Origin of the sequence: Pseudomonas sp. IT-P2 (assembly GCF_949767575.1) — a bacterium.
GTDB lineage: Bacteria > Pseudomonadota > Gammaproteobacteria > Pseudomonadales > Pseudomonadaceae > Aquipseudomonas > Aquipseudomonas pharyngis.
In genome coordinates this window covers 196,778-223,319 of sequence record NZ_CATKQA010000001.1, presented here as the reverse complement: position 1 = coordinate 223,319, position 26,542 = coordinate 196,778, and the positions used below count along the sequence as shown (strand labels likewise).

At 61.8% G+C, this 26,542-nt stretch carries 20 protein-coding genes; 5 read left to right on the top strand and 15 right to left on the bottom strand.

Annotated elements, in window-relative coordinates:
• Positions 1–16: 16 nt before the first annotated feature.
• On the top strand, positions 17–313 hold the full coding sequence (locus tag ACM6JM_RS01025; RefSeq protein ID WP_007894945.1) for a winged helix-turn-helix domain-containing protein: 297 nt from the start codon (positions 17–19) through the stop codon (positions 311–313).
• A 42-nt stretch (positions 314–355) separates the two neighbouring features.
• Here the strand turns inward: ACM6JM_RS01025 and ACM6JM_RS01020 are convergent, their stop codons facing one another.
• On the bottom strand, positions 356–808 hold the full coding sequence (locus tag ACM6JM_RS01020; RefSeq protein ID WP_039767984.1) for a GNAT family N-acetyltransferase: 453 nt from the start codon (positions 806–808) through the stop codon (positions 356–358).
• 256 nt (positions 809–1,064) lie between these two features.
• Between ACM6JM_RS01020 and ACM6JM_RS01015 the strand changes: the two genes are divergently transcribed.
• Positions 1,065–1,802 (top strand): substrate-binding periplasmic protein, encoded by a 738-nt coding sequence (locus ACM6JM_RS01015; protein WP_085667406.1) that lies wholly within the window; start codon positions 1,065–1,067, stop codon positions 1,800–1,802.
• A gap of 6 nt (positions 1,803–1,808) precedes the next feature.
• Here ACM6JM_RS01015 and yccS read toward each other — a convergent pair whose 3' ends face one another.
• The 9 genes from yccS to betI all read right to left on the bottom strand — a co-directional run bounded on the left by yccS (position 1,809) and on the right by betI (position 15,583).
• Positions 1,809–3,992: a YccS family putative transporter gene (gene yccS, locus ACM6JM_RS01010; RefSeq protein ID WP_074692097.1), complete on the bottom strand. Its 2,184-nt coding sequence runs from the start codon at positions 3,990–3,992 to the stop codon at positions 1,809–1,811.
• Between the two features lie 110 nt (positions 3,993–4,102).
• Positions 4,103–5,281: an NAD(P)/FAD-dependent oxidoreductase gene (locus ACM6JM_RS01005; RefSeq protein ID WP_103385371.1), complete on the bottom strand. Its 1,179-nt coding sequence runs from the start codon at positions 5,279–5,281 to the stop codon at positions 4,103–4,105.
• A gap of 143 nt (positions 5,282–5,424) precedes the next feature.
• A complete protein-coding gene (gene dbpA, locus ACM6JM_RS01000) occupies positions 5,425–6,810 on the bottom strand; it encodes an ATP-dependent RNA helicase DbpA (protein ID WP_007959732.1) in 1,386 nt (461 codons plus the stop codon).
• A gap of 121 nt (positions 6,811–6,931) precedes the next feature.
• Positions 6,932–8,359 (bottom strand): multidrug transporter subunit MdtD, encoded by a 1,428-nt coding sequence (gene mdtD / locus ACM6JM_RS00995; protein WP_039767988.1) that lies wholly within the window; start codon positions 8,357–8,359, stop codon positions 6,932–6,934.
• A 151-nt stretch (positions 8,360–8,510) separates the two neighbouring features.
• Positions 8,511–9,848, bottom strand: coding sequence for a TldD/PmbA family protein (locus tag ACM6JM_RS00990; protein ID WP_414881165.1), 1,338 nt, complete (start codon positions 9,846–9,848; stop codon positions 8,511–8,513).
• Positions 9,848–11,290 (bottom strand): TldD/PmbA family protein, encoded by a 1,443-nt coding sequence (locus ACM6JM_RS00985; protein ID WP_414881164.1) that lies wholly within the window; start codon positions 11,288–11,290, stop codon positions 9,848–9,850. The genes ACM6JM_RS00990 and ACM6JM_RS00985 overlap by 1 nt, the downstream gene beginning before the upstream one ends.
• 283 nt (positions 11,291–11,573) lie before the next feature.
• The gene (gene betA, locus ACM6JM_RS00980; protein WP_039767991.1) at positions 11,574–13,277 is read right to left on the bottom strand and encodes a choline dehydrogenase; all 1,704 of its coding nucleotides are present in this window, start codon (positions 13,275–13,277) and stop codon (positions 11,574–11,576) included.
• Positions 13,278–13,408: 131 nt separating this feature from the next.
• Complete coding sequence (betB, locus tag ACM6JM_RS00975) at positions 13,409–14,881, bottom strand: betaine-aldehyde dehydrogenase (RefSeq protein WP_210710197.1); 1,473 nt, start codon at positions 14,879–14,881, stop codon at positions 13,409–13,411.
• 108 nt (positions 14,882–14,989) lie between these two features.
• A complete protein-coding gene (betI, locus tag ACM6JM_RS00970; protein ID WP_103385376.1) occupies positions 14,990–15,583 on the bottom strand; it encodes a transcriptional regulator BetI in 594 nt (197 codons plus the stop codon).
• A 483-nt stretch (positions 15,584–16,066) separates the two neighbouring features.
• Between betI and ACM6JM_RS00965 the strand changes: the two genes are divergently transcribed.
• On the top strand, positions 16,067–18,007 hold the full coding sequence (locus ACM6JM_RS00965; protein WP_223290698.1) for a BCCT family transporter: 1,941 nt from the start codon (positions 16,067–16,069) through the stop codon (positions 18,005–18,007).
• A 241-nt stretch (positions 18,008–18,248) separates the two neighbouring features.
• Here the strand turns inward: ACM6JM_RS00965 and choV are convergent, their stop codons facing one another.
• The 3 genes from choV to ACM6JM_RS00950 form a co-directional block, all read right to left on the bottom strand.
• A complete protein-coding gene (choV, locus tag ACM6JM_RS00960) occupies positions 18,249–19,427 on the bottom strand; it encodes a choline ABC transporter ATP-binding protein (protein WP_011336304.1) in 1,179 nt (392 codons plus the stop codon).
• A complete protein-coding gene (gene choW, locus ACM6JM_RS00955; protein ID WP_039767993.1) occupies positions 19,424–20,269 on the bottom strand; it encodes a choline ABC transporter permease subunit in 846 nt (281 codons plus the stop codon). The genes choV and choW overlap by 4 nt, the downstream gene beginning before the upstream one ends.
• Before the next feature lie 76 nt (positions 20,270–20,345).
• On the bottom strand, positions 20,346–21,296 hold the full coding sequence (locus ACM6JM_RS00950; RefSeq protein WP_210710198.1) for a choline ABC transporter substrate-binding protein: 951 nt from the start codon (positions 21,294–21,296) through the stop codon (positions 20,346–20,348).
• A 434-nt stretch (positions 21,297–21,730) separates the two neighbouring features.
• Between ACM6JM_RS00950 and ACM6JM_RS00945 the strand changes: the two genes are divergently transcribed.
• Positions 21,731–23,107: an L-serine ammonia-lyase gene (locus ACM6JM_RS00945; RefSeq protein ID WP_007959754.1), complete on the top strand. Its 1,377-nt coding sequence runs from the start codon at positions 21,731–21,733 to the stop codon at positions 23,105–23,107.
• A 469-nt stretch (positions 23,108–23,576) separates the two neighbouring features.
• The gene (locus ACM6JM_RS00940) at positions 23,577–24,680 is read left to right on the top strand and encodes a GlxA family transcriptional regulator (protein ID WP_011336300.1); all 1,104 of its coding nucleotides are present in this window, start codon (positions 23,577–23,579) and stop codon (positions 24,678–24,680) included.
• A gap of 140 nt (positions 24,681–24,820) precedes the next feature.
• Here the strand turns inward: ACM6JM_RS00940 and ACM6JM_RS00935 are convergent, their stop codons facing one another.
• A complete protein-coding gene (locus ACM6JM_RS00935) occupies positions 24,821–25,084 on the bottom strand; it encodes a hypothetical protein (protein WP_039767996.1) in 264 nt (87 codons plus the stop codon).
• A 273-nt stretch (positions 25,085–25,357) separates the two neighbouring features.
• Entirely contained in the window at positions 25,358–26,521 is a 1,164-nt protein-coding gene (locus tag ACM6JM_RS00930; protein WP_039767997.1) for a gamma-butyrobetaine dioxygenase, read from the bottom strand.
• Positions 26,522–26,542: the final 21 nt, after the last annotated feature.

The window sequence follows — 26,542 nt, the reverse complement described above, 5'->3', positions numbered from 1 at the left end:
ACAACGGAGCGCATGCATGGACGTGAGCAAGACCAAGAGCAGTTTCTACCGGCGCTTGTACGTGGCGTACCTGATCGACAGCGGCCTGGCCAGCAGCGTGCCGGCGTTGACCGAGGTCACCGGCATGCCCCGGCGCACGGCGCAGGACACCATTGCGGCGCTGGCGGATCTGGATATTGTCTGCGAGTTCGAACAGGAAGAGGGCGCGCGCAATCATGCGGGGCGCTATCGGATTCGGGAGTGGGGGGCGATCGATCGGGGGTGGATCGAGCGGAATTTGCGGCAGATCAAGGCTGTTCTCGAGTATCCCTGACTTCAGCAGTCCCTTCGCGGGCAAGCCCGCGAAGGGGAAATCTCAAGACCGACGCATTCCTATGTGCGGAATGTCATCCTCAAGATATTCCTCACCCGCCACCACAAACCCATACCGCCCGTAATACCCCTGCAAATGCGCCTGGGCCGACAGATAGATCGGCACTTCAGGCCAACGCTTCTGCGCCTGTTTCAGCGCCTGTTCCATCATTTCATGCCCCAGCCCCTTGCCACGCCCGGCCGGCGCGGTCAGCACGCGGCCGATCACCACGTCGCCACCCTGGGATTCCGGGTCCAGCAGGCGCAGGTACGCCACCAGCTGATCACCGTCCCAGCCCATCAAATGGCAGGTGTCACCGTCCAGATCCTGACCGTCCGGATCCAGGTACGCGCAGCGCTGTTCGACTACGAACACTTCCGAGCGCAATTTCAAAATGGCGTACAGCTGCTCCAGTCCCAGATCGCTGTGATGTTTGCAGACCCACTCGATTGTCATCTTCCGATTCCTTGAACAACGTCGCCCGATACTAAGCGCCCCGCCGAAATATGTCTTTATGGCTGAGAAATCTGTGACAAAGGCCAAAATGCCATCATTCCAATATCGCGGCTCGCCGTACTTTGTGTAATCTGCTGGGAAGCGCTGTGCGATGGCTTCAATGAGCTAAGGTTAGGGCCTGGGATTCGCCGGTAAGGGGCCTTGGGGTTTTGACTGAAAACACGCCGGGCGGCCCGCCCGCTAAGGATTTTCAAGCATGCCGCGATTGCATCGAGCCTTTGCTTTGATCGGATTGCTGTTGCTGGGTCAAAGCGCGGCAGCGGAGAAATTGCGTCTGGTGTTCGACGTCTGGCCGCCCTTTACCGATGACACGCTGGTCAACGGTGGGCTGGCGACCGACATCGTCAGCACGGCCCTGGCCCGTGCCGGTTATGCCAGCGGTTATGAGCAGGTGCCGTGGGCGCGGGCGTTGCTGGGTGTTGGCGAAGGTCGTTACGACGTGCTGGTCAACGCCTGGTACAACGACGAGCGCACGAAGATCGGGCAGTTTTCCGCCGAGTACCTGCTCAATCGCGTGCGCTTCCTCAAGCGCAAAGACGCGCCCATCGAATACAACAACCTGCAGGAACTGCACACCTATCCGGTTGCGGTAGTGCGCGGCTACGCCTATTCGGCGCCGTTCGATGCCGACACCGCGTTGCAGAAAGTCCCTGTGCATAACTTCGCCATGGCCGTGCGCATGCTCGCGGCGGACCGGGTCAAGCTGACCCTGGAAGACGAATACGTGGCCCGCTATTACCTGGCCCGGGAGTCACCGAAAGTGCGCAACGCGGTGGAGTTTCTGCCCAAGCCGCTGAGCGAGAACAGCCTGCATATTCTGGTCAGCCTGAAGAACCCGCAGCACGAACAGATCGTGGCCGGGTTCGACAAGGCGATTGCGTCGATGAAGGCCGATGGCAGCTATGACAAGTTGCTCAGGCAGCACGGCATGTGAGGCGGCTCAATCTTCGGCTGTGTCCTTGATCAGGTGCGCCGCCAGCGTGCGCAACGGGCCGAGCTGGCGGCAGATCAACGCCAGTTGCGTCTGCACCAGCCGCTGGCCTTCGTCGATTTCGTCCGGCATCTGCTCAAGCTCGTTGGCCAGCGCTTCTTCCTCATCGCTTTGAATGGCAATCGGCTGTTTGCTCGCCAGACCCTGGGCGATCTCATCGATGCTCGCCGCCAGACTCACCCCGGCGCCGTCGATCAAATGTTCGCGCACCTCGGCCGGCAACTGAGTTTCACGGTGCGCGCCGAGGCCTGACAGATAGCTGAGCAAGGTGTGCGACAGCACCAGGAAGCGGAAGCCGACGTCGGCTTCCTTCCGGAAATGCCCCGGCTCCATCAGCATGTTCGCCAGCGTTGTTGATAGTGCGGCGTCGGCGTTGTGCGCGTTGCGCCGGGCCAGGCGATAGGCGAGGTCGTCGCTCTTGCCGGCGGCGTATTGCTGCATGATCTGGCGCAGGTAGATGCTGTTGCAGGTGAGGGTGTTGGCCAGCACTTTGTTCAGGCGCCGACCTTGCCAGTCCGGCAGGAACAGGAATACCGCAAGCCCCGCAATCAGGCTGCCGAGCAAGGTATCGAACAGCCTTGGCACAAACAGCCCGTAACCGTCGCCGACCTGGTTGAAGCAGAACAGCACCATGATCGTGATCGCGGCGGTCGCCACGGTGTAGCGGGTGGTGCGGTTGGTAAAGAACACCACGCCGGCGGCGATGGCGAAGCACGACTGCACCAGCGGGCTTGGGAACAGATCGAACAGCGCCCAGGCAATCGTCAGGCCGATCGCCGTGCCGAAAATCCGCTGGCCGAGTTTGCGCCGGGTGGCGCCGTAGTTCGGTTGGCAGACGAACAGCGTGGTGAGGATGATCCAGTAGCCTTGCGACGGGTGTATCAGGTGCACCATGCCGTAGCCGATGCTCAACGCCAGCGGCAAACGCAGGGCGTGGCGGAACAGCAGCGAGGTCGGCGTCAGCTGCGTGCGCAGACGAATCCACACGTCCTTGAAGTTGCGCGGCGAGCGGTCGAGCAGGCTGCTGTCGGTGGCATCGGCCAGGGCATCGGGGTTGCTGGCATCGCTGAGCAAACGGTCGAGGGTGCCGAGGTTGGCCGCCAGTGCCCGCAGTGAGCGGAGCAGGCCACGCCAGGCCGGGTTGCTCTGAATGCGCAGGTGTTCGAGGGAAGCGTGCAGGTCGCTCAGAGCTTCGGCGAAACTCGCGTCGTAGATGAACGGTTGGCGCATCTGGATCGACTCGGCCAGCGCCCGGCAGGCCTTGCCTTGCTGGCGCAGCAGGCGCTGGCAGCGGAACAAGACATCGCTGTGGAAGAACGCATCGGCCAGGGCGTTATAGGGATAGTGCGAAGAGCTGGCGCGTTCGTGAATGTCCTGCGCCAGGAAGTACAGCTTCAGGTAACGGCTGACTTTCGAGCCCGGACGACCGTTGCCGACCCGGTGCAGGATGATTTCCTTGGCGCTGTTCAGGGCTGCGACGACCCGGCCATTCTGCTGGGCCAGCTCCAGTCGCCGTGCTTCGACGTCCATCTGACGGATCGGCTCGAACAGCGAGGATTTCAGCTTCAGGTAATAGCCGAGTTCGCGGAATAGCCGCGCCAGACTCTGCTGCACCGGCTGATTGGAAAACATCGCCTGCCACAACACCGACAGCAGGCCGTACCACGCAGCACCGGCCACCAGCAGCATCGGCTCATGCCAGAAATCCGTGACCGCGCCGCCGCGCTGATCCACGCCAATCATGGTGTAGACGGAAAGAATCAACGTCGCCGAAGCAATTGCGCCATAACGCTCGCCGAGCGCACCGAGCATGGTCAGGCCGAAACTGGCCAGTGCCAAAGCGATGACGAACACGATGGGGTAGGGGAACAGCAATTCCACGGACAGTGCCGCAACGCTGAAACACACCAGCGTCACCGCCAGTGCGTTGAGGCGGCCCTGCCAACTGTCGTCGGTCTCGGCCAGGGCGCTGGCGATGATCCCGAGGAACAGCGGGATCAGCAGCCCCATTTCATCCTGATACCAGCACAGCGCCATGCTGCCGGTCAGGGCGATAAATACCCGCACGCTGTAGCTGAATTTATCCAGCGCCCACAGGCGCCGCAAAGACTGACGAAACGAGGTCGAGGACATGAAGTGCGAAGGCCTTCCGAGGCGATGCCGCTAAATTGAGCCAGTAATGACGCCGACGCAATGGCGCCGATCACATCTGACAGCAAAAAGTGTTCCGCACGGCCTTCGAATCAGACGTATTGCGCCGCCGCGTAACCCGATGCCCACGCCCACTGGAAGTTGAATCCGCCCAGATGTCCGGTGACATCCAGCACTTCGCCTACGAAGTAGAGGCCCGGGCTTTTCAGCGATTCCATGGTCTTGGACGAAACTTCGCGGGTGTCGACGCCACCCAGCGTCACTTCGGCGGTGCGATAGCCCTCGGTGCCGGCCGGGACGACTTTCCAGCTGCCGAGCTTCTCGGCGATGTCCGCCAGTTCGGCGTGGGTGTACTGCTTCATCGGTTTGGAGACAAACCAGTTGTCCGCCAGCAGGTTGGCCATCTTCTTGGTGAAGATTTCACCGAGCAGGGTTTTCAGCTCGCTGTTCGGACGCTCGGCGGTTTGCTGTTGCAGCCAGTTCGCGGCGTCATGATCGGGCAGCAGGTTGATTTCGACCGTGTCGCCCGGCTCCCAGAACGAGGAAATCTGCAGAATCGCCGGGCCACTGAGGCCGCGGTGAGTGAACAGGATGTTCTCGCGAAAACTCTGGTCGTTGCAGCTGACCAGACAATCCACCGAGGTGCCGGACAGTTCGGTGCACAAGTCCTTGAGCTGATCGGTGATGGTGAACGGCACCAGACCGGCGCGGGTCGGCAGCAGTTCATGGCCGAACTGTTTGGCGACCTGATAACCGAAACCGGTCGCGCCCAGCGTCGGGATCGACAGCCCGCCGGTGGCGATCACCAGCGACTGGCACTGGATCTGGCCGAGGGTGGTGTCGAGCAGGTAACCGCCCTCGACTTTCTCGATGGTCTGGATCGAGGTGTCGAGGTGCAGGTTGACGCCGACCTGATCGCACTCGTCCAGCAGCATGCCGAGGATGTCGCTGGATTTGTTATCGCAGAACAGTTGGCCGAGTTTCTTCTCGTGATACGGCACGCCGTGTTTGGCAACCATGCCGATGAAATCCCACTGGGTGTAGCGGGCCAGCGCGGATTTGCAGAAGTGCGCATTCTGCGAGAGAAAATTGCTCGGTTCGGTGTACATGTTGGTGAAGTTGCAGCGCCCACCGCCGGACATCAGGATTTTCTTGCCGGCCTTGTTCGCGTGGTCGAGCAGCAGCACCTGACGCCCGCGCCCGGCGGCGGTCAGTGCACACATCAACCCTGCGGCGCCAGCGCCAATGATCACGACTTCGGTAGAGCGCAAAACGGTGTCCTCACACAATGATCACGTAGATCGTTCCCACGCTCTGCGTGGGAATGCCGCCATGGACGCTCTGCGTCCGCTTTTGAATCGTGACGCGGAGCGTCACAGGATGCATTCCCACGCAGAGCGTGGGAACGATCAGGTCAGAGGACGCGAACGCGCAGCGAACGGCCCTTGATCTTGCCGTTGTTCAAGCGCTGCAGCGCTTGCATGACCACGGTGCGTTCAACAGCCACATAGGACTGGAAGTCGAAGATCGCGATCTTACCGACCTGGGCGCCCGGAATCCCGGCCTCACCGGTCAGTGCGCCCAGAATGTCGCCCGGACGTACCTTGTCTTTCCGGCCGCCAGCGATGCACAGCGTGCTCATCGGCGGTTGCAGCGGGGCACCGCCCTGGGACTTGAGGTTATCCACCTGATCCCAGTTCAGCGGGGTTTTCTGCAGTTGTTCGATGGCTTGCGCGCGGTGGGCTTCGGACGGCGCCACCAGGCTGACCGCGATGCCTTTCTCGCCGGCACGACCGGTACGGCCGACGCGGTGAATGTGAATTTCCGAGTCGCGGGCCAGTTCGACGTTGATCACCATGTCCAGGGCATCGATGTCCAGACCACGGGCCGCAACGTCGGTGGCAACCAATACCGAAGTGCTGCGGTTGGCGAACATCGCCAAAACCTGATCGCGGTCACGCTGCTCCAGGTCGCCGTGCAGGCCGACGGCGGAAATGCCTTTGGAGGTCAGGTGATCGACGGTTTCCTGCACCTGCTGTTTGGTGAAGCAGAACGCCACAGTGGAGGCCGGCCGGAAGTGGTGCAAAACCTTGGTCACCGCGCTCATGCGCTCTTCCGGGGAAATTTCGTAGAAGCGCTGTTCGATCTGGGTGTCGTCGTGGAACGCCTCGGCTTTCACCGTTTGCGGATCGCGCATGAACTTCGACGCCAGCTGCTTGATGCCCACCGGGTAGGTGGCCGAGAACAGCAGGGTCTGACGGCGGGCCGGGGTCTGCTCGATGATGTCTTCGATGGCGTCGTAGAAACCCATGTCGAGCATGCGGTCGGCTTCGTCGAGGATCAGCGTGTTGAGGCCGTCGAGGACCAGCGAACCCTTGCGCAGGTGCTGCTGGATGCGGCCCGGCGTACCGACGATGATGTGCGCGCCGTGCTCCAGCGAGCCGATCTGCGGGCCGAAGGATACGCCGCCGCACAGGGTCAGGACCTTGATGTTGTCTTCGGCGCGGGCCAGACGACGGATTTCCTTGGCGACCTGGTCGGCCAGCTCGCGGGTCGGGCAAATCACCAGTGCCTGGCAACCGAAGTAGCGCGGATTGATCGGGTTCAGCAGGCCGATACCGAACGCGGCGGTCTTGCCGCTGCCGGTCTTGGCCTGGGCGATCAGGTCCATCCCCTTGAGGATCACCGGCAAGCTCTGCGCCTGGATCGGCGTCATCTGGGCATAACCGAGGGAGTCGAGGTTAGCCAGCATGGCGGCGGACAGCGGCAAAGTATTAAAAGCGGTGGCGATGGTGGTCACGGGACTGGCCTGCAAAACAAAATGTCGCGCAGTGTAGCAGCCTCTGGCCACTTTCCTCGAAAGTTCTGGACGAACGCAAAGCCTGTGACGAGGGCCGGTCCCCTCGCCACGCAGACCCCGGTCAATGCTCGATGTGTTCCTCCCGGCGCTTGGCGCGCCGTCCGTCCTCTTTCGAGAGCTGCGAGAAAATCGTCGCCGCCAGCATCGCCATGATCCCGACGGTCACGAACGTGAGCTGGAAAGCGCCCAACACGGTCTCGACGCCATCGTTGCCGATCTCCGCCGTAAAGCCGCCGAGCAGCGCACCGGCACACGCCACGCCAAGGCTCAGCGACAACTGCGCCACCACCGACAGCAGGCTGTTGCCGCTGCTGGCGCTGGCGTCGTCGAGGTCGATCAGGGTCACGGTGTTCATCGCGGTGAATTGCAGCGAGTTGATCGCCCCGAGAACCGCCAGCAGGCACAGCAGCAGCCAGTACGGCGTCTGCTCGCTGACCAGACCCATGCTCGCCAGCATGATCCCCAGAAACAGGGTGTTGCCGGTCAGCACGATGCGATAGCCCAGACGCTCGATCAGCGGCCGCGCGCCCCATTTGGCGACCATCGCGGCCGCCGCCAGCGGCAGCATGCTCATCCCGGCCTGGGACGGCGAATAACCCAGCGCCACTTGCAGCAGCAACGGCACCAGAAACGGCAGGGCGCCGCTGCCCAGGCGGGCGAACAGGTTGCCGAGGATGCCGACCGCGAAGGTGCGGGTCTTGAACAGCGACGGCGCGAACAGCGGGTTTTCAATGTGCCCGGCGCGCAACCAGTACGCTGCCAGACACGCCATGCCGCCGAACAGCAACAGCATCACCCGTAGGTGCGGCAGGTGCAGTTCGCCGAGGCCTTCCATGGCGATGGTGATCAGTACCATCGCCGCGCCGAACAGCAGGAACCCCAGGCTATCGAAACGCGTGCGCTCGGTACCGCGCAGGTCGGGGATGAACTTCCACACCGCATAGCAACCGATGACGCCGACCGGCAGGTTGATCAGGAAGATCCAGTGCCACGTCAGGTATTCCACCATCCAGCCGCCCATGGTCGGGCCGATCAGCGGGCCGAGCAGGCCGGGAATGGTGATGAAGCCCATGATCCGCACCAGTTCCGAGCGCGGATAGGCGCGCAGCACCACCAAACGTCCGACCGGCAGCATCAGGGCACCGCCGAGGCCCTGGATCACGCGCGCGCCGATCAGCATGCTCAGGCTGCTCGACAAGGCGCAGAGCAGCGAGCCCAGGCTGAACAGCAGGATCGCGCCGAAGAAGATTTTCTTGGTGCCGAAGCGGTCGGCGATCCAGCCCGACGCCGGGATCAGCAAGGCCACGGTGAGCATGTAGGCGATGATCACGCCCTGCATGCGCAGCGGGTCTTCGGCCAGGTCCCGGGCCATGGCCGGCAGGGCGGTGTTGAGGATGGTCCCGTCGAGGGACTGCATGAAGAAAGCGATGGCGACGACCCATGGCAACCAGCGGGCGGTGATGGCGTCGAGAGGCGGGCGGTTGGGCATGGAACCTCTTGTGGGTTGTTGGATGATCGTTCCCACGTCGAACCGTCCGCGTGGGAATGCCGCCATGGACGCTGTGCGTCCGCTGTAAAGTGACGCGGAGCGTCACGGGATGCATTCCCACGCAGAGCGTGGGAACGATCAGGTCCGGGATTTACAGGGTCAAGGTCAATCGGCTCACCAGCGCCCCCGGCAACAACGCCGACGAGGTATTGCGCTGGCTATAGGTGCTCGCCGACAGCAGCAACTCACGCTCGGCAGTCAACGCTTCCAGCTGCGAACCCAGCAGGCTGTAGGCGCTGTCGTCGAAGCGCATGGTGCTGACCGGCGCCTGAATCTCGCCATTCTCGACCCAGAACGTGGCAAACCGGGTCATGCCGGTCAGGCGCGCCGCCGGTTGATCGGAGAAGTTCAGGTACCACAGATTGCTGATGTACAACCCGGTGCCCAACTGCTTGAGGATCTCGGCCTGCGGCAGATCACCGGCGCCCATGTTCAGCGCGCTCGGCGATTCGCCACCGCCGGCACCGTTGGCCGTCAGACCGTACTCGGCGGCACTGCGCGAACCCACCAACTGATCACCCGCTTTGCCTTCGATGATCAACCGCAGATCGCTGCGCGGGTAACCTTCGCCGGAGAATGCCGGGCTCAGCGAGTCGCTGACTTTCTCGTCGAGGGACACCAGCGGACTGAACGCCTGATCGCCGGCATACAGCTTCTGCAGCGGGCTGCTTTTGCTGGCAATCGACTGCGCCGAGAAACCGCCCCAGCACAGCATGCCCATGATTTCTTCCAGGGCTGCGGGCGCCAGATAGGCGCGGTATTGGCCGGGCGGCAAGGTGCGCAGCGGTCGACCGAGAAACTCGAGTTGTTCGCGGGCCTGCTGGATGCGTTTGGCGAAGTCTTCGCTGTTCCAGTCATGCCCGGCGTAGCTGGCCTTCACCGCTTCGCCGTTCTCGTGGAACAGGCTGAAGTCGAAGTTGAAGCTGTTGGCCTGATGCCAGCCGAACGCACCGGAAGAACTGGCAAAACCACGGCTGATCGGGCCGGCAGCGTAGAAACCGACCAGATCCAGTCCTTCGGCCGCCTGGGCGATTTCAGCGACAACCTGCTCGGTGTCCGGCAGCGGATGCTCCTGCACATTCTTGCTTTGCCAGCCGTTGTGGTTGAGCAACAGGTACGGATCCTGCGGCAGCAGCGGCAGGGTTTTGCGCAGTTGCTGCAAGCCTTCGGCGAGGCGTTGCAGGTCGGTGGCCTGCTCACCGGACAAGGTGATGTGCAGGTCCGCATGGCGACCATCGTCGATCAGTTTCAGACCGATACCGGCTTGCTGCACCTGCCCGGCCTGACGCACCTTGGCGTGGTTGAAACGGACGAAGGCCGACGATTCGGCGTCGTAACTCAGGGTGAACTGTTCCGGCTCGCGCACGGCATCGCGCAGCCAGTTGACCAGCAGCTTGAACGCCTCGGACTGGCTCTTGGAAATACTCATCAGGCGTCTCCCCCAAACACATCAACATTGCTGAACACGCAGGCCGGTGAAGCGTGGCCGACGCGGATCACCTGGTTCGGTTCGCCCTTGCCGCAGTTCGGCGTGCCCAGCACCTGGGTGGTGGTGGCGTTGCCGACGGCGCGCAGACTCTTCCAGAAGTGCGCGGAAATGCCCCGGTAGTTCGGGTTTTTCACCACGCCCTTGAGTTCGCCGTTTTCAATCAACTGGCCCCATTCGCAGCCGAACTGGAATTTGTTGCGTGCATCGTCGATCGACCATGAGCGGTTGGTGCTCATCAGAATGCCGTTTTCGATACCGCCAATCAGTTGCTCCAGCGGCTGGTCGCCCGGCTCGATGTTGAGGTTGGCCATGCGGTCGATCGGCGGTCGGTTCCAGCTGCAGGCGCGGCTGTTGGCAACGCCGTCCAGACCTGCGCGAAATTGCGACAAGGCACCGCCCAACGGACGGACCAGCAGGCCTTCGCGAATCAGGAATTGTTTGCTGGCCTTGGAGCCGTCGTCATCGTGACCGTAACTCGCCAGTTCTTCGGGAATGCCCGGATCGAACGTCACGTTGAGCAGTTTCGAGCCGTATTGCAGGCTGCCGAAATCCGCGGCTTTGACGAAACTGGTGCCGGCGTAATTGCGCTCGTCGCCGAGAATCCGGTCGAGCTCCAGCGGGTGGCCGATGGATTCGTGGATCTGCAGCATCATCTGGTCGGGCATCAGCAGCAGGTCGCGCGGGCCTTGCGGGGTGTTCGGCGCGAGCAGCAATTGCAGCGCCTGATCGGCGACTTGCGGGCCGGCACCGATCAGGCCGCAACGGTTGATTACGTCGGCGCCGCCCTGCTGGCCGAAGTTCTCGCGGCCGAGGCTACGGGTCTGGCTGTCGTTGCCGTCGTAGGCGGTGACGTCCAGGCTCGGGTAGACGAAGCGTTGGGCCTGGCGCAATTCGGCGCCGGCGCTGCTCAGGTAGATCTGTTCGACGTGGGTGATGCCGATGCTCACTTCCCAATTCACCAGGCGCTCATCCTTGGGCACAGAGGCGGATTCCGCGCCGAGCAGCTCGAAGCATTCGCTCAGGGACGGGAAGGGTTGCTCCAGATTGGGTGAAAAGTAATCGGCGCGGTCGCTGGAAACCGGCTGCTGGCTCAGGTCGAGCAGGGCGTGCGGTTTGATCCGCCGGGCCTGCTGTTCGGCGCGCTCGAGGGCGGCTTGCAGGCCTTGTTGCGACAGGTCATTGGTCGCGGCGTAGGCTTCGACGCCGTTGATGCGAACGGTGAGCATCGCGCCTTCGTCGCGGCTCAGGCTCGGCGGTTCGGCGACGTTCTTGCGCACCGACAGGTACTGGCCGGACTCGCGCACATACCGCAAGGAAAAAAACTCGGCGCCCGTGCGCAAGGCAGCGAAGCGCTGCTTGAGCTGGGGGTGGAAATCGAACATCAGGGAACCTCCTTGTCATGGGAGCAGCGGCGAAGCGGATTCGGCGGGGAGGGATGAAGCGATCAGGCGAGGACTAGAGTAGGCCTGCGTGGGGTGTAGGATCAAGTGAAGAGGGGGTGTAGGGGGATTTACTCTGATAACAGCAGATCGTTCCCATGCTCCGCGTGGGAACGCCGCCATGGACGCTCTGCGTCCGCTGTGTGACGCGGAGCGTCACGGGATGCATTCCCACGCAGACGGTTCGACGCCTCGACGTGGGAACGATCCGAAGAGGTATTACGGCTTACTGAGCAACAGCACTCACATCACGCATCGGCTTGCCTTTCACCGGCGCATCGCCAGCGACGTAGTAAGGTGCGTTGCTGCGCGGCAGCGGCTTGCGGCCACGGATCTTGTCGGCGATTTTCTCGGCGATCATGATCGTCGGCGCGTTCAGGTTGCCGGTGGTGATGATCGGCATGATCGACGCATCGACCACACGCAGACCCTGCATGCCATGTACGCGGCCTTCGCCATCCACTACGGCCATGTCGTCGGTGCCCATCTTGCACGAGCAGGACGGGTGGAACGCGGTTTCTGCGTGCTCGCGGATGAACTTGTCCAGCTGCTCATCGGTTTGCACTTCGATGCCCGGGCTGATTTCGCGGCCACGGAAGGCGTCCAGTGCAGGCTGTTGCATGATTTCACGGGTCAGGCGGATGCCGTCGCGGAATTCCTGCCAGTCCTGCTCGGTGGCCATGTAGTTGAACAGGATGCTCGGGTGCTGGCGCGGATCCTTGGATTTGACCTGGATGCGACCGCGGCTCGGCGAACGCATGGAGCCCATGTGCGCCTGGAAGCCGTGCTCTTTCACGCCGTTGCTGCCGTTGTAGTTAATCGCGACCGGCAGGAAGTGGTACTGGATGTTCGGCCACTCGAATTCCGGACGGGTGCGGATGAAACCGCCGGCTTCGAACTGGTTGCTGGCGCCGATGCCGGTGCCGTTGAACAGCCACTCGGCACCGATGGCCGGCTGGTTGTACCAGAGCAGCGACGGGTACAGCGAGACCGGTTGGGTGCAAGCGTATTGCAGGTACAGCTCAAGGTGATCCTGCAGGTTTTCGCCGACGCCCGGCAGATCGTGAACCACCGGGATGTCGAGGCTTTCCAGCAGTTTCGCCGGGCCGACGCCGGAGCGTTGCAGCAGTTGCGGCGAGGCGATCGCGCCGGAGCAGACGATGACTTCCTTGCGGGCGCGGGCTTCGACGCGCTCTTCAGCGGCGCCGACCAGGTAACGCACGCCAACGGCACGCTTGCCTTCGAACAGAACCTTGTCGGTCAGGGCGTGAGTGACGATGGTCAGGGTCGAACGCTTCTTGGCCACGTCCAGGTAACCACGGGCGGTGGAAGCACGACGGCCGTTCGGCGTCACGGTGCGGTCCATCGGGCCGAAGCCTTCCTGCTGGTAGCCGTTGAGGTCTTCGGTGCGCGGGTAACCGGCCTGTACGCCAGCTTCGACCATGGCGTGGAACAGCGGGTTGTTGCCCGCCTTCGGCGTGGTCACGCTGACCGGGCCGTCGCCACCGTGGTAGTCGTTCGGGCCGATGTCGCGGGTTTCCGCTTTGCGGAAATACGGCAGGCAATCGAGGTACGACCAGTCTTCCAGGCCTGGCAGTTTCGCCCAGCCGTCGTAGTCCATTGCGTTGCCACGGATGTAGCACATGCCGTTGATCAGCGAGGAACCGCCGAGGCCCTTGCCGCGACCACATTCCATGCGGCGACCGTCCATGTGTGGCTCCGGATCGGTTTCGTACGCCCAGTTGTAGCGACGGCCTTGCAGCGGGAATGCCAGAGCGGCCGGCATCTGCGTGCGGAAATCGAGACGGTAGTCCGGGCCGCCGGCTTCAAGCAGCAGGACGGTGACGCCTTCGTCTTCAGTCAGACGGGTCGCCAGGGTGTTACCGGCAGAGCCGGCACCGACGATGATGTAATCGAATTCTTGGGACATAGGTCCTCCGGGAGTTTCAAGCTGCAAGCTTCAAGCTGCAAGAGAGCAGCGAGCGGTGCTGAGATAGAGCGGCAAACCAAGCTGCTTTTACTTGCAGCTTGAAGCTTGCCGCTTGTCGCTGGATCAGCTGATCAAAATACCGAAACGTACTCGCCCAGCTCGACTTGCACGGACTTGATGCGCGTGAAGTTATTGAGAGAGCTGATCCCGTTCTCACGACCGACGCCCGACTGCTTGTAACCGCCAACCGGCATTTTTGCGTCGGACTCGCCCCAGGCGTTGATCCAGCAGATACCGGCTTCCAGTTGATGAATCACGCGGTGGGCGCGGTTCAGGTCGCGGGTGACGATGCCGGCGGCCAGGCCGAAGTCGGTGTCGTTGGCGCGGCGGATCACTTCTTCTTCGGTTTCGTAGCTCAGGATCGCCATCACCGGGCCGAAGATTTCTTCACGGACGATGGTCATGTCGTCGGTGCAGTCGGTGAACACGGTCGGGGCCACGAACGCGCCTTTGGCGAATTCGCCGTCGGTCAGACGCTCGCCGCCGCACAGAACGCGGGCGCCTTCTTCTTTACCCTTGGCGATGTAGCCCAGCACACTTTCCATGTGCGGGAAGCTGACCAGCGGGCCGAAGTTGGTGTTTTCGTCTCCCGGGTTGCCAACGCGGATGCGCGCAACACGCTCGACGATCTTGGCTTCGAAAGCGGCTTTCAGGTGGCTCGGCACGAACACGCGAGTGCCGTTGGTGCAGACCTGACCGGAGCTGTAGAAGTTGGCCATCATGGCGGTGTCGGCGGCGCGATCCAGGTCGGCGTCGTCGCAGATGATCAGCGGGGACTTGCCGCCCAGTTCCATGGTCACGTCCTTGAGCGACGAAGCCGAAGCGCTGGCCATGACCTTCTTGCCGGTGTCGGTGCCGCCGGTGAAGGAGATCTTCTCGATGCGCGGGTGCTCGGTCAGCCAGGTGCCGACTTCACGGCCGCTGCCGGTCAGAACGTTGAACACGCCATTCGGAACGCCGGCTTCGGTGTAGATTTCGGCCAGTTTCAGGGTGGTCAGCGAGGTGACTTCGCTTGGCTTGAAGATCATCGCGTTACCGGCCGCCAGGGCTGGAGCGGATTTCCACAGGGCGATCTGGATCGGGTAGTTCCACGCGCCGATACCGGCGACAACGCCCAGCGGCTCGCGACGGGTGTAGACGAAGGAAGTGTCACGCAGCGGGATCTGTTCGCCTTCGATGGCCGGTACCAGGCCTGCGTAGTATTCCAGCACGTCGGCGCCGGTGACGATGTCGACGTACTTGGTTTCGGAGAAGGCTTTACCGGTGTCCAGGGTTTCCAGGGCAGCCAGTTCATCGTTGCGCTCGCGCAGGATGTCGACGGCGCGACGCAGGATGCGCGAACGCTCCATGGCGGTCATTGCGGCCCAGATTTTCTGGCCCTTTTCGGCGCTGACCACAGCACGCTCGACGTCTTCCTTGGTCGCGCGTTGCACCAGTGCGAGGACTTCACCGTTAGCCGGGTTGATGGCTTCGAAGGTGGCATCGCTGCCGGCGTCGGAGTACGCGCCATCGATGTAGAGTTTTTGCAGTTCGAAACGGGCCATAGTGTCCTCGCAAGTGCATTAGTGGTTGGCGTTGGTCACCGGGTGAGCCATATAGCTGTGGCATCGCGGGTCGGTGACAGTTCAGGGGCCGAGCGTTTTTTCTGTGCTCTAGCTCACCTGCTTGGCCAATTGGAAATCCATGTATTCGTAAGCGATCTGTTGCGCCTGCGCAGTGTCGAAAGCGTCTCCCGACAGCGCGCCGCGCAACCACAAGCCGTCGATCAGAGCTGCCAGTCCACGGGCGGCGGTGCGCGCATCTTCAAGCGGCAACACACGGCGGAACTCGCAGCACAGGTTGGAATACAGACGGTGATCGTTGATCCGCTGCAACCTGTGCAAAGACGGCTGGTGCATGCTGGTGGCCCAGAAGGCCAGCCAGGTTTTCATTGCCGGGCCATTGACCTGGCTGGCGTCGAAGTTGCCTTCGATGATCACCTGCAGATGCGCCCGAGGGCTGTTGTCTGCCAGCGCCTGACGGCGCGCGGTGACGCTCTCGCTGAGGACGCTCATCAGATACCGCATCGTGGCGGCGATCAGGCCATTCTTGTCCTGAAAATAGTGACTGATGATGCCATTCGAGACACCGGCCAAACGGGCGATCAGCGCAATGCTGGCGTCCCCCATTCCGACCTGATCAACCGCCTGCAAAGTGGCTTCGATCAGTTGTTGGCGGCGGATGGGTTGCATACCGACCTTGGGCATCTTGCACATCTCCTTAGGCCTTCCGACGGGCGAATGACGCCTATCGGATTGAGGGCCAGTCTATTTTGTTTTGATTGAACGTTCAATCAACAAAGAATAAGATCTGCGACAAATCGTCGCTGCCTACAGATTTTTCCTACGTGTAAGTGGCGATAAAACCGACATCCGAAAAGGCTCGAAACCTGCGCGCGGCAAGGCGCGGTTCGACGTTCGACGGACGTGTTGAATGGGCAAGACGCTCAAGGCCAGGTTTCGGATGAACGTCCATGCCTCGGCCACGACGGCGATTCGCGATGCCATCTCTGCAGGTTCGGGCTTTTTTCGGGGTGTCTTTATATCACCCGCCGGTCGGCTGCCAACTAACCGATTGGTCGGGTTCCGTGTTGCCTTGTGTTCTTCTCTCGCACTGCCTGGAGCATTTGTGCCATGAGTTCTGCCTCGCTTATAAAGACCCCGCCCGAGAAGGTGACGGTCAACGGTTGGGTGTTTTACACCTCTACCGCGCTGATTCTGTTGTTGACCGCCATTCTGATCATCGCCCCGCAAGAGGCCGGCAGAATGCTGGGAGTGGCTCAGGCCTGGTTGTCCCGCAGCTTCGGCTGGTACTACATGGTGGTGATCGCCGCTTACCTGGTGTTTGTGGTGGGCCTGGCGTTTTCCTCGTACGGCAAACTCAAACTGGGCAGCAAGGACGACACCCCGGATTTCAGCTACGGCGCCTGGGCGGGGATGCTGTTCTCGTCGGGTATCGGTATTTCGCTGCTGTACTTCGGCGCCTCCGAGCCGCTGGATCACTACTTCAATCCGCCGGAAGGCGCATCCGCTACCAACATGGCGGCACGTCAGGCTGTTCAGCTGACTTTCCTGCACTGGGGCCTGCACGGCTGGGCGATCTACGCACTGGTCGGTCTGGCCGTGGCTTATTTCGCTTATCGTCATAACCAGCCGCTGGCCCTGCGTTCGGCGCTGTACCCGCTGGTGGGCGAGCGTTGGGTCAAAGGCGCCGCCGGTCATGCGGTGGACGGTTTCGGCATGTTCGTGACCCTGCTGGGTCTGGTGACCAACCTGGGGATCGGCTCGCTGCAAGTGTCCTCGGGCCTGGAAAACCTGTTCGGCATGGAGCACAGCAACACCAACCTGCTGATCGTGATCATCGTGATGAGCACCGTGGCCACCATCGCCGCCGTGTCCGGCGTGGAAAACGGCATCCGTCGTCTGTCCAACCTCAACATCATCCTGTTCAGCGGCCTGCTGATTTTCGTCCTGTTGTTCGGCCCGACCCTGCACCTGCTCAACGGCTTCGTGCAGAACATCGGCGACTACCTCAACGGCGTGGTGCTGAAGACGTTCGACCTGTACGTCTATGAAGGCGACAGCGAGAAATCCGACCGCTGGCTGGGCCTGTGGACTCTGTTCTACTGGGCGTGGTGGATTTCCTGGGCCCCATTCGTCGGCATGTTCATCGCGCGTATTTCCCGTGGTCGTACCGTGCGTGAACTGGTGGCTGGCGTGCTGCTGATTCCGCTGGGTTTCACCCTGGCGTGGCTGTCGATCTTCGGTAACTCGGCGCTGGATCTGGTGATGAACCAGGGTGCGGTGGAACTCGGCAAGACGGCACTGGAACAGCCGTCGATGGCGATCTATCAGTTGCTTGAACACTACCCGGCGTCGAAAGTCGTGATCGGTGTTTCGATCTTCGTTGGTTTCGTGCTGTTCCTGACACCGGCCGACTCCGGCGCGGTGATGATGGCGAACCTGTCCTGCAAGGGCGGCAACGTCGACGAAGACGCCCCGCACTGGTTGCGGATCTTCTGGTCGGTCGTGATCACGCTGGTGACCATCGGCCTGCTGTTCGCCGGTAACTTCGAAGCCATGCAAACCATGGTGGTGCTGGCCGGTCTGCCGTTCTCGGTGGTGCTGGTGTGCTTCATGTTCGGCCTGCACAAGGCGATGCGCCAGGACATGCAGATCGAACAGGAGCAGGCGCAACTGGCTGAACGCGGTCGTCGTGGTTTCAGCGAGCGCCTGACCCAGCTGGACCTGCAACCGAGCCAGTCGGTGGTGCAGCGCTTCATGGATAAACATGTCAGCCCGGCGCTGGAAGATGCCGCGGCGCAAATGCGTGCACAGGGTCTGGAAGTGCAGACGCTGCTGGGCAAATCCAAGCGCTGCATGGGCGTGCGGGTCGAGATGGAAGAGGGCAACCCTTTTGTCTACGAAGTGAGCCTGGACGGCTATCTGGCGACCCCGAGCGAATCGGTCCAGTCCGATGAAGCTCGCCAGCGTTTCTACCGCGCCGAGGTGTACCTGCACAACGGCAGCCAGGACTACGACCTGATGGGCTTCACACAGGATCAGATCACGCGCGATGTGCTCGATCAGTTTGAAAGCCATCGGCAGCTCCTTGGCCGGGTCTATAGCTGAGTTGTGAAGTGATCTTTCCTGCACGTTGTGCGGGAATACAAAGGGGCTCAAGTTGAGCCCCTTTTTTGTGTCTGATCGTTCCCACGCTCTGCGTGGGAATGCCTCAACGGACGCTCCGCGTTCGGCTTTTGATTTGGGACGCGGAGCGTCCCGGGCTGCATTCCCACGCGGACGGTTCGACGCCTCGACGTGGGAACGATCACGCCGCGATCCTCTCGCGGCGTTTTTGTGTCTGCTCTCTTTACCCCAGGTTCTTCCCGAGCAGCGCGTGATACAGCTCGCTGTCGCCGAGAATCCCCACCACATGATTGTTGTCGTGCAGCACCAGTTTGTTGCCGGTCTGGTAACGGATCTGCAACGCGTCGCGCATGCCGATGTTCGAGTCCACCAGCGTCGGTTTGCGCTCCAGGCCTTCCACGGCTTGCCCTGGTGCCCAGTTCTGCAGGTTCAGCACCGAACCGTTCTGCCGCGCACCCTTGATGGTGTTGCCTTCGGCCAGATCCAGCCACGAATCGCCGCCCGGATCCAGACATACCGAACCGTTGATGCGTTTGCAGTTGTCCAGGGTGCGCATCAGGCTGCGACCGCACAGCACGTTCAGCGGGTTGGTGTGGGCGACGAAGGTGCGCACGTAATCGTCCGCCGGGTTGAGCACGATCTCCTCCGGCACGCTGTACTGGATGATCCGGCCGTCCTTCATGATCGCGATGCGGCTACCGAGTTTCAGCGCCTCGTCGAGGTCGTGGCTCACGAACACGATGGTCTTGCTCAGCTTGCGTTGCAGTTCCAGCAGTTCATCCTGCAGGCCCTGACGGATCAGTGGGTCGAGGGCCGAGAACGGTTCGTCCATCAGCAGAATGTCGGCGTCCATCGCCAGCGCGCGGGCCAGGCCGACACGCTGCTGCATGCCGCCGGAAAGCTCGTCGGGCTTCTTGTTGCGCCATTGGGTCAGGCCCACCAGTTCGAGTTTGTCATCGACCAGCTTGCGCCGTTCCTTCTCCGGGCGACCCTGCATTTCCAGACCGAAACTGATGTTCTCGCGCACCGTCAGCCAGGGCATCAGGGCGAACTTCTGGAACACCATCGCGATGCGTTTGGTGCGCATCATTTTCAGCTCGGCCGGGGAGCAGGAAGCGATGTCGATCTGCTTGCCTTCATGTTCGACGAACAGCTTGCCGCGGCTCACGGTGTTGAGGCCGTTGATGCAGCGCAGCAGGCTCGACTTGCCGGAGCCGGAGAGGCCCATCAGCACGCAGATCTCGCCTTTGTTGATGTCCAGGCTGGCCTTTTCAACGCCAACGATCTGCCCGGTCTTTTTCAGGATTTCACTGCGGGTCAAGCCTTGATCGAGAAGTTTCAGTGCTTCGCGCGGATCTTTGGTGAAGATCACGTCAACGTTATCGAAGCGAATTATGCTCATGCGTCACCCCCTGCTTTGGCGTCGGGTTGTTTGCAGATACGGTCGAGCATGATCGCCAGCAGTACGATCGCCAGGCCCGCTTCGAAGCCGAGGGCGATATCAGCAGTGTTCAGTGCGTTGACCACCGGTTTGCCGAGTCCGTCGGCCCCCACCAGTGCCGCGATCACCACCATCGACAGCGACAGCATGATGCACTGGGTGATGCCGGCCGCGATGCTCGGCATGGCGTGAGGCAGTTCGATCCTTGAAAGCAGTTGGCGACGCGAGCAGCCGAAGGCCTTGCCGGCGTCCATCAGTTCTTGCGGGACATCGCGGATGCCCAGGTAGGTCAGGCGGATCGGCGCGGCGATGGCGAACACCACCGTCGAGATCAGGCCCGGCACCACACCCAGCCCGAAGAGGGTCAGGGTAGGAATGAGGTAAACGAAGGTCGGTACGGTCTGCATCAGATCGAGTACCGGCCTCATCAAAGTGTAGAACATCGGTTTGTGCGCGGCGACGATGCCCAGCGGCACGCCGATGACCACGCAGACCAGGGTCGCGAACATGACCTGGGCGAGGGTTTCCATGGTTTCCTGCCAGTACCCCAGGTTGAGGATCAGCAGGAAGGAGGCGACCACGAACGCGGTCAGGCCCCATTTGCGTTGGATGAAGTGGGCCAGCAGGGCGATGAGGCCGATCAGCACCAGCGGGTTGAACCAGGTCAGCGCAAACGTCACGCCGTGGATCATCGTTTCCAGTGTCACGGCGATTGCGTCGAAGGTGTTGGCGCCGTGTTGCGTCAACCATTCAACGAAGCCCGCGATGTACTGGCCTAAAGGGATTTTCTGATCAATCAGCATGGTAGTGAACGTCCGCATGCAAGGAATAAACAGCCCGGGCGGTTAGCCCGCCCGGCATAAGCGATGCCTCTTTAATTCAAGGCTGTGCGAGTTTGGCTTTCACGGCCTCCAGGCCTGGTTTACCGTCAATGGTGGTCACGCCAGCGAGCCAGGTATCGAGCACCTGTGGATTCTTTTTCAGCCAGGCCTTGGCGGCCGCGTCAGGCTTCATCTTGTCGTCCAGGATGTTGCCCATCAGTTCGCTTTCCATGTCGACGGTGAACTCCAGGTTTTTCAGCAGTTGGCCAACGTTGCTGCATTCCTCGGCGTAGCCCTTGCGGGTGTTGGTCGCCACGGTGGCGGCGCCGAAATCCGGGCCGAAGAATTCATCGCCGCCGGTCAGGTACTGAATCTTGAAGCGCTTGTTCATCGGGTGCGGCGCCCAGCCGAGGAACACCACGGCGGTGTCGCGTTTTTGCGCGCGGTCGACCTGCGACAGCATGCCCGCCTCGCTGGATTCGACTACCTTGAAGCCGGCGTCTTTCAGGCCGAAGGCGTTCTTGTCGATCATGCTCTGGATCAGACGGTTGCCGTCGTTGCCCGGCTCGATCCCGTAGATCTTGCCGTCGAGTTCCTTCTTGAATTTGGCGATGTCGGCGAAGTCGTGCAGGCCCTTGTCATACAAGGCCTGCGGAACGGCGAGGGTGTACTTGGCGCCCTTGAGGTTGGTGCGCACGGTTTCCACGGTGCCGGCGTCGCGGTAGGCCTTGATGTCGTTTTCCATGGTCGGCATCCAGTTGCCGAGGAACACGTCCATGTTCTTGCCGTCGGCCAGCGACTTGTAGGTCACGGGTACGGAAATCATGGTGGTCTTGGTCTTGTAGCCGAGGGCCTGAAGCACGACGGAGGTGGTGGCGGTGGTTGCGGTGATGTCGGTCCAGCCGACATCGGAGAAGTTCACGGTACTGCACTGCGCCGGTTCTGCGGCTTGAGCCAGTAACGGCAGACTCAGCATGGCGGCCAACAACAACGACGGGGAACCTTTCATGAATGGACTCCTTGGTGTTTTTTTTGGCAGTGTTCCGATTGGACCACCGCACTTATGGGTTGCGGTTGGATGGCGTTCTGGAGACAGCTCTACCGCAGCGCCTTGCAATCGAGTCGATACGATCATGTACCAGTGAAAATCTGACGCCTACAGGGTGCGTCGTATCCAGTACAGGGATGGTCGCATCCAGTGTCAGTGACGTCGTTTACAGCTTTTTTCTGCCCTTTCTGGCCATCTGAACCGCATAAAAACGGCGAAAACACGGGCTGAAACCGGCACGGCGTTAGTGGGCATGAGTACGTCGGTGTCAGACGCCGAGCGACCCGGGAAAAGCCTGATGATGCGGGCATTCCGGCGGATCGCAGCTTGAGCGTAGCAGCTCCGCCAGCGGGCGTTTCACGCCCCGGACCGGCACTTTCAGGAGCTCTGCAGCAATGGCTATCAGCGTTTTCGACCTGTTCAAAATCGGCATTGGCCCCTCCAGTTCCCACACCGTCGGGCCCATGCGCGCCGCCGCCCTGTTTGTCGAGTCATTGCGCGACAAACATTTGCTGGAGCAGGTGCGTCGCATCGAGGTGCAGCTGTTCGGTTCGCTGTCGGCCACCGGGGTCGGTCACGGCAGCGACAACGCGGTGATCATGGGTCTGATGGGCGAGTGGCCGGACGCGATCGACCCGTCGCAGATCGGCCCGCGGATCCAGGCCCTGCGTGAAACCCATACGCTGTTGCTCGACGGTCGTTTGTCGGTGCCCTTTATATGGGGCCGCGACATGCGCCTGATCGACGAGAACCTGCCGTTCCACCCCAACGCCATGACCCTGGTTGCCGAAGGCGATCACGGCGAGCTGCATCGCGACACCTACTATTCGGTCGGCGGCGGTTTTGTGGTGGACGAGGCGCAGGCCTCCAGCGGCGTGGTGGATCTGGATCGCACCGAGTTGCCTTACGACTTTTCCAGCGCGGTGGAGCTGCTGGAACTGTGCAAGACCCACAACCTGCGCGTGGCCGAATTGATGATGGCCAACGAGAAGGTCTGGCGCAGCGAAGAAGAAATCCGCGCCGGCCTGATGAAGCTCTGGCGGGCGATGCAGGATTGCGTCGAGCAGGGCCTCAAGCACGAAGGCATCCTGCCGGGCGGCCTCAACGTGCGCCGCCGCGCGGCGAAGTTGCACCGCAGTCTTCAGGAATTGAACAAGCCCAACGTGATCGGCTCGACCCTCAGCGCGATGGAGTGGGTCAACCTGTTCGCCCTGGCGGTGAACGAGGAAAACGCCGCCGGCGGGCGCATGGTCACGGCACCCACCAACGGCGCGGCGGGGATCATTCCGGCGGTGCTGCACTACTTCATGAAATTCAGCGAGGCGGTGACCGACGCCAACGTGGTCGACTACTTCCTCGGGGCGGCGGCGGTGGGGATTCTGTGCAAGAAGAACGCTTCGATCTCCGGCGCTGAAGTCGGCTGTCAGGGTGAAGTCGGTTCGGCTTGTGCGATGGCGGCGGCAGGACTGGCTGAAATCCTTGGCGCAAGCCCCGAGCAGTTGTGCAACGCGGCGGAAATCGGCCTGGAACACAACCTGGGTCTGACCTGCGATCCGGTGGGCGGCCTGGTGCAAGTGCCGTGCATCGAACGCAATGCGATTGCGGCGGTGAAGGCGATCAATGCCGCGCAGATGGCCTTGCGTGGGGACGGTCAGCACTTCATCTCGCTGGACCGGGTGATCCGGACCATGCGCGATACCGGCGCCGACATGCATGACAAATATAAAGAGACTTCGCGGGGCGGGTTGGCGGTCAGCGCGGTGGAGTGCTGATACCTGGTCGCCCCGTCGCTGGCTTGCCAGCGACGGGGCCGGACCAGTCAAAACTGCGCACCAAGTGAGCACCGGATATCAAACGCGCCACCTTTTGGCGCGTCGCTATCGGATAAGAGTCTTTCCTGCCTCCAGCGCCTGATTCGCAGGCGCTACCGTCCGTCACCCGTGCCTGCGGTGACACTGTAGGACAATCGCGCGCAGGCCAGTTCCCACAAGTGCTACCGATTTGCTCACACGCTCCGGGGCAGGGCTTTCGCGGCCGCTGATGGCACTTCGAATTACCCCTCGTTGGAGCGCTTGTATAGACGCGTCGCGACGTCGTTTTCAGGAGTTATTGAACAGCCATTCAATTTTAGGCATGGCAATTGCTCTGTCATAACAAAGCCCGTCTCACGCAAGAGAACGATGGCAATAACAAGAGCCTCCGCCTGAGGCCATCACCCGCTTTGTGTGAGGAGATACCGCGATGACGTCGTTCAACTCCGGGGCTCAACCCCAGAACCGTGCGCCTCAATCCATCGGCTTTCTGCTGCTGGACAATTTCACGCTGATTTCCCTGGCTTCCGCAGTCGAACCGCTGCGCATGGCCAACCAGTTGTCCGGTCGCGAGCTGTATCGCTGGACCACCCTCACCGTCGACGGCGGCCAGGTCTGGGCCAGTGACGGTCTGCAGATCACCCCCGACGCTTCCATGCACAAAGCCCCGGCCCTCGACACCGTCATCGTGTGCGGCGGGATCGGCATTCAACGTACCGTTACCCGTGAACACGTGTCGTGGCTGCAAAGCCAGGCGCGGCAGTCACGCCGCCTCGGTGCCGTGTGCACCGGCAGTTGGGCCCTGGCCTGCGCCGGCCTGCTCGACGGCTTCGATTGCAGCGTGCACTGGGAATGTCTGGCGGCGATGCAGGAAGCTTTCCCGCGTGTTGCGATGAGCACCCGCCTGTTTACCCTCGACCGTAACCGTTTCACCAGCTCCGGCGGCACCGCGCCGCTGGACATGATGCTGCACCTGATCAGCCGCGATCACGGCCGTGAACTGTCCGCCGCGATCTCCGAGATGTTCGTCTACGAACGCATCCGCAACGAGCAGGATCACCAGCGCGTACCGCTCAAGCACATGCTCGGCACCAACCAGCCGAAACTGCAGGAAATCGTTGCGCTGATGGAAGCCAACCTGGAAGAGCCGATCGACCTCGACGAACTGGCGGTGTACGTCGCCGTGTCCCGTCGCCAGCTCGAGCGCCTGTTCCAGAAATACCTGCACTGCTCGCCGTCGCGCTACTACCTCAAGCTGCGCCTGATCCGTGCGCGGCAACTGCTCAAGCAGACGCCGATGTCGATCATCGAAGTGGCGTCGGTCTGCGGGTTTGTGTCGACGCCGCACTTCTCCAAGTGCTACCGCGAATACTTCGGCATTCCGCCGCGTGACGAGCGCGTCGGCTCCAACACCACCCAGCAGGTGGCAATGATGCCGCTGCCGCAGGCCATCGTGATGTCGCCGCTGTCCGGGCCCATGTCGGCGCTGAGCCAGGCACGCAACGAATCCACATTCGCCAGTGTAAGGCTCTGATAAGTATCGTTCCCACGTCGAGGCGTCGAACCGTCTGCGTGGGAACGCAGCCCGGGACGCTCTGCGTCCCAAAAGGCCGAACGCGGAGCGTCCGTTGAGGCATTCCCACGCAGAGCGTGGGAACGATCAGGTGAGTAACGTCAGGCGCTATGGGTTTGTTGGTATTGCGCCAATGCCGGCAACAATTGTTTGTCGATGGCCTGACGCACTGCAGGCTGGATGCTGGCGCCGCTGGTGTACATGTCCTTGACCATCTTGCGCAGTTCAAAGGCGCGAACGTTATCCAGACCGCGCACCGCATACTCACAGGCCTGCTCGGCAGTTGAACCGCTCGGCACTTGAAAACCCAACGACTTGAGTTGGCCCAACAGGTCTTCCTGATCGATCAAATCGGCATACATCATGACGCGAATCCTTCTTCGGCAACGGAGGTCGTGGCTCGATTCTGGTAGGCCTGCCCAGGCACGGCAAGGGCGATTTGTCGCAGTGGCCGCGACGGCTATGAACAGGTCGTTTTCGGCTAACTCGCCGTCAAGGGGAGTCGGCACACTGGCCTCAGCTCGCTTCACGAAGGTTTGGTCACCCTCGCCACGGCAGCTCCTCAACAGTACCCTCGCCCCGATCCTGTCACGGCTTGTATCGGGGCTTTTTTTGCCTGCGAATAAGGCTGACGCGGTCTAGCGCTGCAACACCAGAATCCGCGACAGCAATTCATCCCGATCGATGTAGCAGCCCTGAAAATGCCGGGCCCCGGTGGTCGGGTCGAACGCATTGCGCGCGTGCAAAGTGCGGCGGTTGTCGAAGCACCACAACTCGCCCGGATTGAGCCGCTGCATCACCCGAAAGCGTGGCTCGCGGGTCATGGCGATGAAGCGCCGATAAGCGCGATACAGCAGGGGCATTTGCTCCACGGACGTGTCGAACGCCCCGCGCAAAAAGTTGGCCATGCGGATTTCCGCGACCCGGCCCAACGCATCCAGGGCGATGATCGGTGCGAGGCAGCGATAGTCGCTGTGGCGGTCCTTGTTGCGAAACTCCACCGGGATTTCGCACAGCGCCTGAAACGACGCGGGATCTTCCTGGCGCAACGCTTCGGCAATCGCAAAACCGTCGACGAAAATGCTCTCGCCACCCTCGGCGTCGTTCACCAGGCAATGCAGAAATTGCAGGCCCGGTTGCAGCTCGCGGGTCGGCAGGTCGGTGTGCAATGGCAGGTTGAAAGCGGTGTAGGCGTTGCTGTCGGCGTCGGCCTTGGATTGCACGTTGAACAGCACGCCGAAGTTGCTCTCGCGGATGAACGAAATGCGCTGGGCGATCAGCTTCAGCGAACCGGGTTCGGTGGGTACGCCGCGCACCTGGGTCAGGCCGATGTCGCGTACCGCCAGCAACCATTGCAGCAGTGCGGCGTTGTCGTTCATCAGCGCCGCATAGTCGAACACCGGCAACTGCAAATCACTGCGCCACAGGAAGGGTTTCGGCCTGGAGGCGAGGCGTTCGGTGCGCGATTCATCATCGTAGGCGTGGGCGCGCAACCAGCCGGCATCGAAGCGGCTGAGGTGGCCGTCCTGCCAGTCGATACGCAGGCAGCCATCGGTGTCGATGTGCACCGCGCATGGCGTCAGGTCGGGAGCCGCATCGATGATCTCGAACACCTGCTCACGTGTGACGCTGTAGACGCAGTGCGGACAGGGACAGTTGTCGCGCAGCCACACGTGGTGGAACGGGCTGACACGCCCGTCGGCCCATTCGATCAGGACGCGATCCGCCAGGTTCTGCACGCCGTTCAGCGCGCTGATCAACGGATAAGTACGGAAATCGGCAACGGCAACGGCGGTTTGCATGGCGGTTCCTTGTGAGGGATG

Coding starts and splice junctions, on each gene's coding strand:
- ACM6JM_RS00950 (WP_210710198.1), bottom strand. CDS start 21,296: ATGAAAGGTTCCCCGTCGTTGTTGTTGGCCGCCATGCTGAGTCTGCCG.
- ACM6JM_RS01020 (WP_039767984.1), bottom strand. CDS start 808: ATGACAATCGAGTGGGTCTGCAAACATCACAGCGATCTGGGACTGGAG.
- choW (WP_039767993.1), bottom strand. CDS start 20,269: ATGCTGATTGATCAGAAAATCCCTTTAGGCCAGTACATCGCGGGCTTC.
- ACM6JM_RS00930 (WP_039767997.1), bottom strand. CDS start 26,521: ATGCAAACCGCCGTTGCCGTTGCCGATTTCCGTACTTATCCGTTGATC.
- betI (WP_103385376.1), bottom strand. CDS start 15,583: ATGCCCAAGGTCGGTATGCAACCCATCCGCCGCCAACAACTGATCGAA.
- ACM6JM_RS00990 (WP_414881165.1), bottom strand. CDS start 9,848: ATGAGTATTTCCAAGAGCCAGTCCGAGGCGTTCAAGCTGCTGGTCAAC.
- ACM6JM_RS00985 (WP_414881164.1), bottom strand. CDS start 11,290: ATGTTCGATTTCCACCCCCAGCTCAAGCAGCGCTTCGCTGCCTTGCGC.
- ACM6JM_RS01015 (WP_085667406.1), top strand. CDS start 1,065: ATGCCGCGATTGCATCGAGCCTTTGCTTTGATCGGATTGCTGTTGCTG.
- yccS (WP_074692097.1), bottom strand. CDS start 3,992: ATGTCCTCGACCTCGTTTCGTCAGTCTTTGCGGCGCCTGTGGGCGCTG.
- ACM6JM_RS00935 (WP_039767996.1), bottom strand. CDS start 25,084: ATGATGTATGCCGATTTGATCGATCAGGAAGACCTGTTGGGCCAACTC.
- choV (WP_011336304.1), bottom strand. CDS start 19,427: ATGAGCATAATTCGCTTCGATAACGTTGACGTGATCTTCACCAAAGAT.
- ACM6JM_RS01025 (WP_007894945.1), top strand. CDS start 17: ATGGACGTGAGCAAGACCAAGAGCAGTTTCTACCGGCGCTTGTACGTG.
- betB (WP_210710197.1), bottom strand. CDS start 14,881: ATGGCCCGTTTCGAACTGCAAAAACTCTACATCGATGGCGCGTACTCC.
- ACM6JM_RS00940 (WP_011336300.1), top strand. CDS start 23,577: ATGACGTCGTTCAACTCCGGGGCTCAACCCCAGAACCGTGCGCCTCAA.
- mdtD (WP_039767988.1), bottom strand. CDS start 8,359: ATGCCCAACCGCCCGCCTCTCGACGCCATCACCGCCCGCTGGTTGCCA.
- ACM6JM_RS00945 (WP_007959754.1), top strand. CDS start 21,731: ATGGCTATCAGCGTTTTCGACCTGTTCAAAATCGGCATTGGCCCCTCC.
- betA (WP_039767991.1), bottom strand. CDS start 13,277: ATGTCCCAAGAATTCGATTACATCATCGTCGGTGCCGGCTCTGCCGGT.